The 13,162-nt window shown below is 51.4% G+C and carries 13 protein-coding genes; 8 read left to right on the forward strand and 5 right to left on the reverse strand.

Going from position 1 to position 13,162, the window contains the following annotated elements; genetic code table 11:
• Positions 1-136 precede the first annotated feature (136 nt).
• Entirely contained in the window at positions 137-1,096 is a 960-nt protein-coding gene (locus NA986_RS05610) for a lipid A deacylase LpxR family protein (RefSeq protein WP_023215746.1), read from the forward strand.
• A gap of 48 nt (positions 1,097-1,144) precedes the next feature.
• On the opposite strand, the gene NA986_RS05615 is transcribed toward NA986_RS05610, so the two are convergent.
• Positions 1,145-1,903 (reverse strand): DUF481 domain-containing protein, encoded by a 759-nt coding sequence (locus tag NA986_RS05615; RefSeq protein ID WP_000770979.1) that lies wholly within the window; start codon positions 1,901-1,903, stop codon positions 1,145-1,147.
• A gap of 288 nt (positions 1,904-2,191) precedes the next feature.
• Between NA986_RS05615 and pfkB the strand changes: the two genes are divergently transcribed.
• From pfkB to NA986_RS05630, 3 genes are all read left to right on the forward strand, one after another.
• Complete coding sequence (gene pfkB / locus NA986_RS05620) at positions 2,192-3,124, forward strand: 6-phosphofructokinase II (protein ID WP_000251707.1); 933 nt, start codon at positions 2,192-2,194, stop codon at positions 3,122-3,124.
• 96 nt (positions 3,125-3,220) lie between these two features.
• Entirely contained in the window at positions 3,221-3,511 is a 291-nt protein-coding gene (ghoS, locus tag NA986_RS05625; protein WP_000146133.1) for a type V toxin-antitoxin system endoribonuclease antitoxin GhoS, read from the forward strand.
• Positions 3,512-3,617: 106 nt separating this feature from the next.
• Positions 3,618-4,478, forward strand: a complete 861-nt coding sequence (locus tag NA986_RS05630) for a fructosamine kinase family protein (protein ID WP_070793855.1) — start codon at positions 3,618-3,620, stop codon at positions 4,476-4,478.
• 42 nt (positions 4,479-4,520) lie between these two features.
• On the opposite strand, the gene NA986_RS05635 is transcribed toward NA986_RS05630, so the two are convergent.
• Positions 4,521-5,057 (reverse strand): YniB family protein, encoded by a 537-nt coding sequence (locus NA986_RS05635; RefSeq protein WP_000222158.1) that lies wholly within the window; start codon positions 5,055-5,057, stop codon positions 4,521-4,523.
• Positions 5,058-5,205: 148 nt separating this feature from the next.
• On the opposite strand from NA986_RS05635, the gene hxpB reads away from it, so the two are divergent.
• From hxpB to tcyP, 3 genes are all read left to right on the forward strand, one after another.
• Positions 5,206-5,874 carry a hexitol phosphatase HxpB gene (gene hxpB, locus NA986_RS05640; protein ID WP_000106856.1) on the forward strand — a complete coding sequence of 223 codons (669 nt, stop codon included), beginning with the start codon at positions 5,206-5,208 and terminating at the stop codon, positions 5,872-5,874.
• Positions 5,875-6,011: 137 nt separating this feature from the next.
• Positions 6,012-6,611, forward strand: a complete 600-nt coding sequence (locus NA986_RS05645; protein ID WP_000505804.1) for a metal-dependent hydrolase — start codon at positions 6,012-6,014, stop codon at positions 6,609-6,611.
• Positions 6,612-6,747: 136 nt separating this feature from the next.
• A complete protein-coding gene (tcyP, locus tag NA986_RS05650) occupies positions 6,748-8,139 on the forward strand; it encodes a cystine/sulfocysteine:cation symporter (RefSeq protein WP_198910057.1) in 1,392 nt (463 codons plus the stop codon).
• A 102-nt stretch (positions 8,140-8,241) separates the two neighbouring features.
• On the opposite strand, the gene cedA is transcribed toward tcyP, so the two are convergent.
• Complete coding sequence (gene cedA, locus NA986_RS05655; protein WP_000977510.1) at positions 8,242-8,484, reverse strand: cell division activator CedA; 243 nt, start codon at positions 8,482-8,484, stop codon at positions 8,242-8,244.
• Positions 8,485-8,700: 216 nt separating this feature from the next.
• Between cedA and katE the strand changes: the two genes are divergently transcribed.
• A complete protein-coding gene (gene katE, locus NA986_RS05660; protein WP_000019105.1) occupies positions 8,701-10,953 on the forward strand; it encodes a catalase HPII in 2,253 nt (750 codons plus the stop codon).
• 43 nt (positions 10,954-10,996) lie between these two features.
• Here katE and chbG read toward each other — a convergent pair whose 3' ends face one another.
• Positions 10,997-11,755, reverse strand: a complete 759-nt coding sequence (gene chbG / locus NA986_RS05665; protein ID WP_023216213.1) for a chitin disaccharide deacetylase — start codon at positions 11,753-11,755, stop codon at positions 10,997-10,999.
• A 12-nt stretch (positions 11,756-11,767) separates the two neighbouring features.
• Complete coding sequence (locus NA986_RS05670; RefSeq protein WP_023212245.1) at positions 11,768-13,123, reverse strand: 6-phospho-beta-glucosidase; 1,356 nt, start codon at positions 13,121-13,123, stop codon at positions 11,768-11,770.
• Positions 13,124-13,162 lie beyond the last annotated feature (39 nt).

Raw genomic sequence — 13,162 nt, forward strand, 5'->3', positions numbered from 1 at the left:
AACGTATCCTCTCAATGACTCGCTGCTGGCAGGAGTTTAGTTATATTTAAAGGTTTAATAAGCACTGCGCATCATGCTGCTGTGCTTATTACTTTGTAAAAATAAGAGTATTCACTTTCATATTCAGGGGTAAAAAGTGAACAAATACAGCTATTGCGCAACGATGATTGCCGCCATACTCAGTACGACCACAATGGCCAATGCCAGTAGCCTTGCTATTTCAGTGGCGAATGATGATGCAGGTATATTTCAACCATCCTTAAATGCCCTTTACGGGCACAAGGCTGCAGACCGGGGTGATTATACTGCCGGGCTCTTTTTAGGCTACAGCCACGATCTCACTGACGCCAGTCAACTCTCTTTTCATATCGCGCAAGATATTTATTCTCCATCAGGCGCCAATAAGAGAAAGCCTGAAGCCGTCAAAGGCGACCGCGCGTTCAGCGCCTTTCTTCATACCGGACTGGAGTGGAATTCATTAGCCACCAATTGGTTACGTTATCGTTTAGGTACCGATATTGGCGTTATTGGTCCTGACGCAGGCGGTCAGGAGGTTCAGAATCGGGCGCATCGAATAATAGGCACAGAAAAATACCCTGCCTGGCAGGATCAAATTGAAAACCGTTATGGTTACACGGCAAAAGGAATGGTCTCCCTTACGCCAGCTATTGATATTCTGGGTGTCAATGTGGGCTTCTATCCAGAAGTCTCTGCTGTCGGCGGCAATCTCTTCCAGTATTTGGGGTACGGCGCAACCGTTGCGCTGGGAAATGATAAGACCTTCAACTCTGATAATGGGTTTGGGTTACTGTCCCGCCGAGGGTTAATACACACTCAAAAAGAGGGATTGATCTATAAAGTATTTGCTGGCGTTGAGCGCAGGGAAGTTGATAAAAACTACACGTTACAGGGGAAAACGCTGCAAACAAAAATGGAAACGGTGGATATTAATAAAACCGTGGATGAATATCGCGTCGGTGCCACCATCGGCTATTCTCCCGTCGCATTTTCTCTTTCTTTAAACAAAGTCACGTCGGAATTTCGCACCGGAGACGACTATTCTTATATCAACGGCGACATCACCTTCTTCTTCTGAGGCGTCACCACGGAATAACCGGGTTACGTAACGTAACCCGGCGCAATATTACATCTTATAGCCCAGCGTTACCGTAGTGCGGCGATCGGTATGTTCAGGCGCTGATTCAGGCGGCTGCGAGTTCCACGTTAAATTATACCCCACCTTTAGACCAAAATGTTCGTTAATGGCGACATTGAGGGCTGTTTCCGAATTTAGTGTGGTGTCTTCTGCGCCAAATACTGACACCCCCTGTGTAAACTTAGCATTGTCAGTTAACTGCCAGGCATAGCTGCCGGAAGCATAACCCAACGGCTGCGTTTCAGTGGTATCGTCCGTATGTTCGTCATAGCGAACCCCTGGACCGAATTCAAAACGGAAGCTGTGCACTGGGCCATTAAGGAACTGCCGCCCGTAACCGGCGGTCAGTACGTCGCGCTGACGATAACCGTTGAAACGGTCTGTCAGCCAACTGGCCTGGCCAAAGGTATAATCATAATCCGTCATATTAAAACGGTTACGCGCGCCTATCGCATATTTTTCTGAAGAGCGCTCATCATTAGAGGAGGTATTGCTGGCATTGCCCCATAATGACCAGGCGGTACGTTGTCCATACCAGGTCATCGCCGTGTCAGCCGTTAAGGAAGAACTTTTAGTATTGCCTGACTGAGCAAGGTAGCCCGCATTCAGATTACCTTCAAAAGGTTTTTTCGCGGTGGAGGGATCATCCATGACAGTAAAAACGGAATCATCGGCGGCGGCATACAGAGACGCGAACACGCCACCCGCCAGCATAACTACAGCGGGTACTGCCTTCAAAAGCTTCATTTATATAGAGTCCGTACAACTAAAAAAGAGACCACGACGGTCCCGGAAACTTTCATAGGGATCAATGACAAACGCCCCTGGAAAGGTAGCGAATTATAAGAAGCCCCGAATAACATAGCAATCAATTACTATTTCATTTTTTGAATAAGAACCCTCCCGAAGCATTCATTTATTTATATAACTTTACATCGTACTTCTTTAAATAAAGATCCGGAAAATCATATTGTTAATTCCTTCACTTTCCGGGGATTAAGTGCCAGACTGAAATCAGCCTAACAGGAGGTAACGATGGTACGTATCTATACGTTGACGCTTGCGCCCTCTCTCGATAGCGCAACAATCACGCCGCAAATTTATCCCGAAGGTAAACTGCGGTGCTCCGCGCCAGTATTCGAACCCGGCGGCGGGGGTATTAATGTCGCTCGCGCCATTGCGCATCTTGGCGGCACCGCGACCGCAATTTTCCCGGCTGGCGGCGCTACCGGCGAACATCTGGTCGCACTACTGGCTGACGAAAATGTCCCCGTGTCTACCGTCGATGCGAAGGACTGGACGCGTCAGAACCTGCACGTTCACGTCGAGTCCAGCGGCGAACAATATCGTTTTGTTATGCCCGGCGCCACGCTGGACGATGACGAATTTCGCCAGCTTGAAGAACAGGTACTGGAAATTGAATCCGGGGCAATTCTGGTTATCAGCGGCAGCCTTCCGCCCGGCGTTAAGGTCGAGAAACTCACGCAACTGATTTCCGCCGCGCAGAAGCAAGGCATTCGCTGCATTATTGATAGCTCTGGCGACGCGCTCACCGCTGCGTTGGCGCTTGGCGATATCGAACTGGTGAAACCTAACCTGAAAGAATTGAGCGCGTTAGTCAATCGCGATCTGACGCAGCCTGATGATGTGCGTAAAGCGGCCCAGGAATTAGTGCAAAGCGGCAAGGCTCGCCGGGTAGTGGTCTCTCTGGGGCCGCAAGGGGCGCTGGGCATAGACAGTGAGAATTGCATCCAGGTTGTTCCTCCCCCGGTGAAAAGTCAAAGTACTGTCGGCGCAGGCGACAGTATGGTGGGCGCGATGACGTTAAAACTGGCGCAAGACGCGTCGCTGGAAGAGATGGTGCGCTTCGGTGTGGCGGCAGGCAGCGCCGCTACGCTCAATCAAGGTACGCGTCTGTGTTCTCGTGACGATACCCAAAAAATATACGCCTATCTTTCCGCGCAATAATCGTTTCCCCCTCGCCGAGGGGGATACCGGAAAATCGGTTAACGGGCGGCGCATCCGCCGCTGTTAAAAACACAGTTGCTCCCAACGAGGTGAACGATGGCCAGTGGCGATATTACCCGTTATGTTATTACCGTAACCTTCCATGAAGATTCCCTGACCGAGATTAACGAACTCAATAATCATCTGACGCGCAGCGGTTTTTTGCTGACATTAACGGACGATGAAGGGAATGTGCATGAGCTCGGCACCAATACGTTTGGCTTTGTTAGCGCTCAGAGCGCTGATGAAATCAAAGCGCTTGTCGCCGGACTTGCGAAAAGCGCGTTAGATAAGGATGTCGACATTACCGTGGCGACCTGGGAGGCGTGGAGTAAAAACGCACAATAAGTGCCATTCCCGCCGCGGCGCGTCCGCGATGTGCGTTAGTTCGTATTTTTTAACCGCATTTTTGCGCTAACCTTATGATCTGGCAGACAACGTGGGGAGAGACATTATGTGGCAAGCTATCAGTCGTCTTTTAAGCGAGCAAGTCGGTGAAGGCGAAATCGAACTGCGTAATGAACTGCCAGGCGGAGAAGTTCATGCCGCATGGCATTTACGTTATGCAGGCCATGATTTTTTCGTGAAGTGCGATGAACGAGAAATGCTTCGCGGTTTTACCGCAGAAGCCGATCAGCTGGAGCTGCTCTCCCGCAGTAAAACCGTTGTTGTGCCTAAGGTATGGGCGGTAGGTTCGGATCGGGATTACAGCTTTTTAGTCATGGACTACCTCTCGCCCCGCCCGCTGGATGCCCATAATGCGTTTATTCTTGGGCAACAGCTGGCGCGCCTGCACCAATGGAGCGACCAACCTCAATTCGGCCTCGATTTTGACAACGCGCTCTCTACCACGCCGCAGCCGAATACCTGGCAACGCCGTTGGTCGACTTTTTTCGCCGAACAGCGCATTGGCTGGCAACTTGAACTCGCCGCGGAAAAAGGCATTACCTTTGGTAATATTGACGCCATTGTTGAACATGTTCAGCAACGTCTGGCGTCGCATCAACCGCAGCCTTCTCTTTTGCATGGCGATCTATGGTCGGCGAACTGCGCGCTTGGCCCTGACGGCCCCTATATCTTCGATCCAGCCTGCTATTGGGGCGACAGAGAATGCGATCTGGCGATGCTACCGCTGCATACCGATCAGCCACCGCAGATTTATGATGGCTATCAGTCCGTTTCGCCGCTACCGCTGGATTTTCTCGACAGGCAGCCGATTTACCAGCTCTACACCCTGCTTAATCGGGCAAGGCTGTTTGGCGGTCAGCACCTGGCTATTGCGCAAAAAGCGATGGATCGGCTGCTTGCGGTATAGGTACAGCCCATGCCGGATACGGGCTATCCGGCATTTTTCAGTTTACATGAAGCCTAACAAGGAAAAGAAAAAGTAGCCGAGCACGATAATAATGACCGGCAAAATATAGAGCGGGAAAAACTGTAAAAAGATGGTATGGTGCGGCACCACGATACGTGACTCTATCTGCTCACGCGTTAGTCCTTCCGCGCCTTTTGCTTTTTCCAGGATCAACTGATCTTCCACGCCTTCACGTAAAAAACGTGACTGGCGGCTCATTCTGGCGCCGGAATCCTGCATCGCCAGCCCGACAAAAATCAGAATAAAAATGAGCCAGAAACCGATATTCAGGCTTCCCTGAAAATTCGGCGTCGGCGAGTTGTACCAAAAAACATTCAGAAACGGCGTATTCACGCGCATCATGTCTATCATTACGTGGGTAAAATCCAGCATTACCGCATTTATCCCCTCCTGCTTTTCACTGTGCGCATACATAAATTTAAGGACTGAGATGAGCGTGGAAAGCAGTGCCGGAATAAAAATAACCCACCCAACAACTCTTTTTAGGATTGCAATGCGTCCAGCTTGTTGATACGTCATGAGTTCCCCTTGATAAAGACGCGTCGTTTTGGCCTAAGTCTACCTGTTGATTCCCGTTTTCGCCTGATCTTTAAGGGCGATATACTAAGAACATGGTCATAATGAACGCTTAATTCGTTATTTTTTAATCTCAACAGGAGAGGTTGTGATGTCAACCCCACGTCAAATTCTTGCTGCAATTTTCGATATGGATGGACTACTGATCGATTCCGAACCGCTCTGGGATCGCGCTGAACTGGACGTGATGGCAAGTTTAGGCGTAGATATTACTCGGCGCCATGAGTTACCAGACACGCTTGGGCTACGCATTGATATGGTTGTCGATCTCTGGTTTGCGCAGCAACCGTGGAGCGGCCCCGATCGCCAGGAAGTGACAAACCGTGTTATTGCCCGCGCGATTACGCTTATCGAAGAGACGCGCCCTCTTTTGCCGGGTGTGCGCGAGGCCGTGGCACTGTGTAAAGCGCAGGGGTTATTAGTGGGGCTTGCCTCGGCATCGCCGCTGCATATGCTGGAAAAAGTGCTCACCATGTTTGAACTGCGCGACAGTTTTGACGCGCTGGCTTCTGCGGAAAAATTGCCCTACAGCAAACCGCACCCGCAGGTCTATCTGGATTGTGCGGCCAAATTAGGCGTTGATCCATTAACCTGCGTGGCGCTGGAAGATTCGGTGAATGGTTTAATCGCGGCAAAGGCGGCGCGAATGCGCGCCATTGTGGTGCCAGCAGAAGAAAACCAGCCTGATCCGCGCTTTGCGCTGGCGAATGTCAAACTTAACTCACTGACAGAGCTGACGGCGGCGCATCTACTCGGTTAAGATGTTTCCGAAACAAAGTCAACGGGCAATTAGCCGCTGAGCCAGACGGCAAGCGGCTTTGACAGAGACAAAGAGTTACAACGTCACCACTTCCGCCTACTGTATAAAAACCCTATACTGTATGAATTGACAGTTTAATGGGTTTTATCATGACGGCGGAAGGACATCTTCTTTTTTCTATAGCCAGCGCGGTTTTCGCCAAGAATGCCGAGTTAACGCCCGTCCTTGCGCACGGCGACTGGTGGCATATTATTCCTTCGGCTATTTTGACCTGTCTGCTGCCGGATATCGACCACCCCAAATCTTTTCTTGGTCAGCGCCTGAAATGGGTATCAAAACCAATCGCCCGCGCGTTCGGTCACCGGGGGTTTACCCATAGTCTGCTGGCGGTCTTTGCCCTACTGGCGACCTTTTATCTCAAGGTACCGGATACGTGGATTATCCCGGCGGATGCGCTGCAAGGCATGGTACTTGGCTATTTAAGCCATATCGTCGCGGATATGCTCACCCCCGCAGGCGTTCCCTTACTGTGGCCGTGCCGCTGGCGTTTCCGCCTGCCTATTCTGGCGCCGCGCAAAGGCAATCAGCTGGAGCGATTTTTATGTATGGCGTTGTTTGCCTGGGCGGTGTGGATGCCGCAGTCCATGCCGGAAAACAACGTCATACGCTGGTCTTCGCAGATGATCACTATCCTGCAAATGCAGTTCAATCGTTTTATAAATCACCAGATTGATTAGTAAATCAACGCCAAAGTCATTTTTGGTATAAACCATTCCATTTGAATATAAGAGCCAGCTCACAGTTCTGCTAATCTTGCGCGAACAGAATCGCTAAAACACAGCGCTTCATAATAAAAAAATCAGGAGAACGGGGATGAATTTTCCATTAATTGCGAACATTGCGGTGTTCGTCATTCTGCTGTTTGTACTGGCGCAGGCCCGTCATAAACAGTGGAGTCTGGCTAAAAAAGTGCTTGTCGGCCTTGTGATGGGCGTGGTCTTTGGTCTGGCCCTGCACACCATTTATGGCGCTGACAGTCAGGTGTTAAAAGACTCCATTCAGTGGTTCAATATTGTCGGCAACGGTTATGTGCAATTGCTACAAATGATTGTGATGCCGCTGGTATTCGCCTCTATTTTAAGCGCCGTGGCACGACTGCATAACGCCTCTCAATTGGGGAAAATCAGTTTTCTGACTATCGGCACACTGCTATTTACTACCCTTATCGCAGCGCTGGTGGGCGTGCTGGTCACCAATCTGTTCGGACTGACGGCGGAAGGTCTGGTTCAGGGCGGCGCGGAAACCGCGCGTCTGAATGCCATTGAGACGAGCTATGTCGGCAAAGTGGCCGATCTCAGCGTGCCGCAACTGGTGCTGTCTTTTGTACCGAAAAATCCGTTTGCGGATCTGACTGGCGCAAATCCTACGTCTATTATCAGCGTGGTGATTTTCGCCGCATTCCTGGGCGTGGCCGCGCTTAAACTGCTGAAAGATGATGCGCCAAAAGGCGAGCGTGTGCTTGTTGCTATCGATACCCTGCAAAGCTGGGTGATGAAGCTGGTGCGTCTGGTGATGCAACTTACGCCTTACGGCGTACTGGCGCTGATGACGAAAGTGGTTGCTGGCTCCAATCTGCAGGACATTATTAAGCTTGGAAGCTTCGTGATAGCGTCATATCTTGGTCTGGCGATAATGTTTGTGGTTCACGGCATACTATTGGGCGTGAACGGGATTAGCCCGCTGAAATATTTCCGCAAGGTGTGGCCGGTGCTGACATTTGCCTTTACCAGCCGCTCCAGCGCCGCCTCCATTCCACTTAATGTCGAAGCGCAAACCCGCCGCCTGGGCGTGCCGGAGTCCATCGCCAGCTTCGCTGCCTCTTTTGGCGCGACCATCGGCCAAAACGGTTGTGCCGGTCTTTATCCTGCGATGTTGGCGGTAATGGTTGCGCCGACGGTCGGCATCAACCCCTTAGACCCCGTATGGATAGCCACGCTGGTGGGTATCGTTACTGTAAGTTCGGCGGGTGTTGCCGGCGTTGGCGGCGGCGCGACCTTCGCCGCGCTGATTGTGCTGCCTGCCATGGGCTTACCGGTCACGCTGGTCGCGCTGTTAATCTCCGTCGAACCGTTGATTGATATGGGCCGTACCGCACTGAACGTGAGTGGCTCAATGACCGCGGGTACGCTGACCAGCCAGTGGCTGAAGCAGACCGATAAAACCATTCTCGATAGCGAAGAAGACGCTGAACTGGCGCATCGATAATACATTATCGGGCGTTCACATCGTCTGAGACACGACGATCGGCAACTCAAAATGTCTGTCACTAAAAACGCCGGTCTCCAGTACCGGCGTTTTGTTTTTTTCTTAGTCAGCGATTTCGTTTTCCTGGCGAACCTGATTCGCCCAACGTTGCGCCGATTCTGGCACGCTAAAGGCGGGCGACCGTTGAAATGACTCCCCCGTCAGAACAAAGGCAACATATTTACCGCGCAGTATCCAGACGTCGCGAAACGTATCCATTTTTATCGCATGTTCCGGCGGCGCGGGTTCAACACGCGGAATATAGCTAATAATCTGGCGATTTTGCTGGCGAAGAGGTTTCATCATTAATGCTTCACTAAAAGAGGCTAAGGCTAAAAATCAGAAAAACACTATTTTAGCCGATCTTCGCCCCCGACGTCCTGTTCCGCGCGTGCGATTTCCCCGTTGTACCCTGTCTGCCGTTCCGCTCTCCCCCGGCATAATTGCTGAAATGTTCTATAGTTAGAGTGATTTTGACTACTACCACGCCCATTTCAGTGATGAAAGCAGGAGACGAGTTCAATGTCGCATAATGAGAAATCCCCCCATCAGTCCCCCGTGCATGATACCCGTGAATCACAGCCCGGCCTGGACTCCCTGGCGCCGTCAGACGGTTCACATCGCCCCACGCCAGAACCGACGCCGCCGGGCGCGCAACCAACGGCCCCCGGCAGCTTAAAAGCGCCCGAGACCGCGAATGATAAGCTCACTGCCCTCGACGCCTTTCGTAAAGGCAGCGAAAATTATGCGCTGACCACCAATCAGGGCGTGCGCATCGCCGACGATCAAAATTCTCTTCGCGCCGGCAGCCGCGGCCCTACGCTGTTGGAAGATTTTATCCTGCGCGAGAAAATTACCCACTTTGACCATGAGCGTATCCCGGAGAGGATCGTTCACGCCCGCGGATCTGCAGCGCACGGCTATTTCCAGCCATATAAAGACCTGAGCGACATCACGAAAGCCGCGTTTCTGTGCGATCCACAGAAAATTACCCCGGTCTTTGTTCGCTTTTCGACAGTACAGGGCGGCGCAGGGTCTGCTGATACCGTACGTGATATCCGCGGTTTTGCGACCAAATTTTATACCGAAGAGGGAATTTTCGATCTCGTCGGTAATAACACGCCGATCTTTTTTATCCAGGATGCGCATAAGTTTCCGGATTTTGTGCACGCCGTTAAGCCCGAACCACATTGGGCTATTCCGCAAGGACAGAGCGCGCACGACACCTTCTGGGACTATGTTTCCTTACAGCCTGAGACGCTGCACAACGTCATGTGGGCAATGTCGGATCGCGGTATTCCACGGAGTTATCGGACGATGGAAGGGTTCGGCATTCACACCTTCCGTCTGATCAATGCACAAGGGAAAGCGACCTTTGTCCGTTTCCACTGGAAACCGTTGGCAGGTAAAGCCTCGCTGGTGTGGGATGAGTCACAAAAACTGACCGGTCGCGATCCGGATTTTCACCGCCGGGATCTGTGGGAGGCCATCGAAGCGGGCGATTTCCCGGAATACGAGCTGGGCCTACAACTCATTGCCGAAGAGGATGAATTTAAATTCGATTTTGATCTGCTCGATCCGACCAAACTGATTCCGGAAGAGTTGGTGCCAGTACAACGCGTCGGCAAAATGGTGTTAAACCGTAATCCGGATAACTTTTTCGCTGAAAACGAACAAGCGGCATTTCATCCAGGGCATATTGTTCCCGGCATTGATTTTACCAACGATCCGCTGTTACAGGGGCGTCTGTTCTCTTATACCGACACGCAAATCAGTCGTCTGGGCGGGCCAAACTTCCACGAAATTCCGATTAACCGCCCTACCTGCCCCTACCATAACTTCCAGCGTGACGGTATGCACCGGATGGATATCGACACCAATCCGGCGAACTATGAACCAAACTCCATTAATGACAACTGGCCACGCGAAACGCCGCCAGCGCCAAAACGCGGCGGCTTCGAATCATATCAGGAACGCGTGGATGGCAATAAAATCCGCGAACGCAGCCCCTCTTTCGGTGAATATTACTCGCATCCTCGCCTGTTCTGGCTCAGTCAGACGCCGATAGAACAGCAGCATATTATTGACGCGTTCAGCTTTGAACTGGGTAAAGTCGCCCGCGCGTATATTCGGGAGCGGGTGGTCGATCAGTTAGCGCATATTGATGTTACGCTGGCTCAGGGCGTCGCGCATAATCTCGGTTTTGCACTCACCCATGAGCAAACGCAAATTGCCCCGCCTCCTGATGTCAACGGTCTGAAAAAAGATCCGGCGCTCAGCCTGTATGCGGTGCCGGACGGCGATGTTAAAGGTCGCGTGGTCGCTATTCTGCTGAACGACAAGGTTAACGCCGCCGAACTGTTGACCATTTTGCAGGCTTTAAAAGCCAAAGGCGTCCACGCAAAACTGCTCTATTCACGGATGGGTGAAGTAACGGCTGATGACGGTTCAACATTAACTATTGCGGCAACCTTTGCCGGCGCGCCGTCGCTAACGGTCGATGCAGTAATAGTACCGTGCGGCAATATTGCCGATATCGAGAGTTGCGGCGATGCCCGTTACTACCTTCTGGAAGCCTACAAACATCTGAAGCCCATCGCACTGGCAGGCGACGCCCGACGGTTTAAGGCGCTTTTAAACATTGATAGCCAGGGGGAAGAAGGACTTGTTGAGGCCGATAACGTTGACCACCACTTTATGGACACTCTGCTGACGCTGATGGCGGCACACCGTGTCTGGTCGCGTGCGGGGAAAATTAACGCGATTCCTGCATAAACAGCAAAAAATGCGGCGCATTCTTGCGCCGCAAACTCAGGAGCTAAATATCAAGAAAACTGCCAGGACGATATCCACGTTCCGCAATCGCTGCCTTGAGTGACGCAGACGTCAACACCTCCAGTTCAGTTAAGCGGGGGTAACAATAGGCGCTCTGGCGAATAATGTTGTCCACAAACGCCGGATGACACATCACCTCCAGAGAGGCTTCTCCTCGATGCGCCGAGGCGTCCAGAATGCGTAAAAAGCACGCTTCGGTGATCTCCTCGCCGTAAAATTCACTACTAAATCCTTGAGTGCTGCGCAAATCCGACGGCAGATCGTCTGCATTCAACACCGTCTGGCGGTCAATACGTAACGCAATCCCGCGCTGCGCCGCAAAGCGGGCGACGATGGGGAAAATTTGCGGGAACATATGCACATGATGGTGACTGTCGAGATGCGTTGGCTCGCGGCCAAATACGTCGATGAAACGCTGATACTGACACGCCAGTTCATGCGCAATTTCATCCAGCGGAAGCGTATCCTCCTCCGCCATTTGCCAGATCCATTTCCCCAACAGGCCGTCTCGCGTCAGGCCCGGCATCTCTGACACCGGTTTGCCTAACGTCAAAACAAAATGCATTCCCACCCCAAGCGCAGGCAGCTCGCGGCTAAGCTGCGCCGCATGGTCAATAGACTCGCCATTGACCAGCGCCGTCGTGGAGGTCACAACGCCGTTGCGATATGCTTCAACAATGCCGTAATTTTGCCCTTTACTCAGGCCAAAATCATCGGCATTCACAATCAACACGCGTTCCATAGCCTACCTCTGTCAGTGGTGCTTACCTTTAAGCGCTTCGATGCAAGCGGCAAAATTAGGCAGCCATTTTTCATGCGCCAGAATGAGCTCACGCGCCAGGACTTCTGCGTCTCGGTCGGAATGCACCAGCGGACTCAGGTTAAGCGCCAGCAGCACATCATTAAAGTTTCCGCTCAGCGCCGCATTGCTGGCCGCGACCTCAAATCCTTTAATAGTGTGGATAAGCCCCAGCACTTTTTCGTCAAAACGGGTGATACGCGGGTGCGGCGTCGCGCCATTGCGTCCCAGAATGCAGGTCATTTCCACCGCCCAGTCCGCCGGGATATTCTCGACATGCCCATGATGTGGAATATTAACGTAATGCTCAGTCTGCTTGTCATTATAAATAGCGTTAATGACTTCACAAGCGGCATCGGAATAATAAGCGCCGCCGCGTTGCTCAAGCTCTTTCGGCTTCACGTTTAGCTCAGGATTTTTGTACAAGTCGAAGAGTTGTTTCTCCACTTTCTGTACGACCTGAGCGCGCGCGCCGCCTTTGTAATATTCGCCCATTTCAATCGCCAGCATCTCTTTTTGCTTGAAGTAATACAACAAATAAGAGCACGGCAGCATGTTCAGCGAGCGAATCAATCCTTCACTAAACGGCAGATCAAAGATATTTTTTACGGTTGACGCTTTCAACTGACCGGACGCCACGCCATCCAGTAATTCTGCGAACCGTGAGGTGCCATTCACCAGCACATCTTTAATAAAGACCATATGGTTTAGACCAAACAGGTCAATGGAAAGATCGTCATTCTCATTCAGCGCCAGCACGTCATGAATAAACATTTTCATGCCGACAGGAATATTACATACGCCAATGAACTTTTTAAAGTTGGTATGACGATAAACCGCTTCCGTCACCATCCCCGCCGGATTAGTAAAGTTAATGACCCACGCATTCGGACATAATTCTTCAACATCTTTAATGATGTCAAAAATAACCGGAATGGTACGCAACCCTTTAAATAAACCGCCAGCGCCGTTGGTTTCTTGCCCCAGATAGCCGTGGCTAAGCGGGATACGCTCGTCCAGTTCACGGGCTTTGAGTTGACCAACGCGTAGCTGGGTAGTAACAAAATTAGCGTCTTTCAGCGCTTCCCGGCGATCCAGCGTTTTATACAATTTTAGCGGAACGCCTGCTTTATCAATCATTCGCTGGCAGAGATCATAAATAATGCCCAGCTTCTCTTTCCCGCCTTCAACGTCAACCAGCCATAATTCGGTGACAGGTAATTCATGGTAGCGTTTAATAAAGCCTTCAAGTAATTCAGGGGTGTAGCTGCTCCCGCCACCAATAGTGACGACTTTTAATTTCTGGCTCATAATATCTCCCTTCAGTGTATGACACTGATATGTATTACG

The organism is Salmonella sp. NW177 (assembly GCF_051811585.1).
Classification (GTDB): Bacteria; Pseudomonadota; Gammaproteobacteria; order Enterobacterales; family Enterobacteriaceae; genus Salmonella; species Salmonella enterica.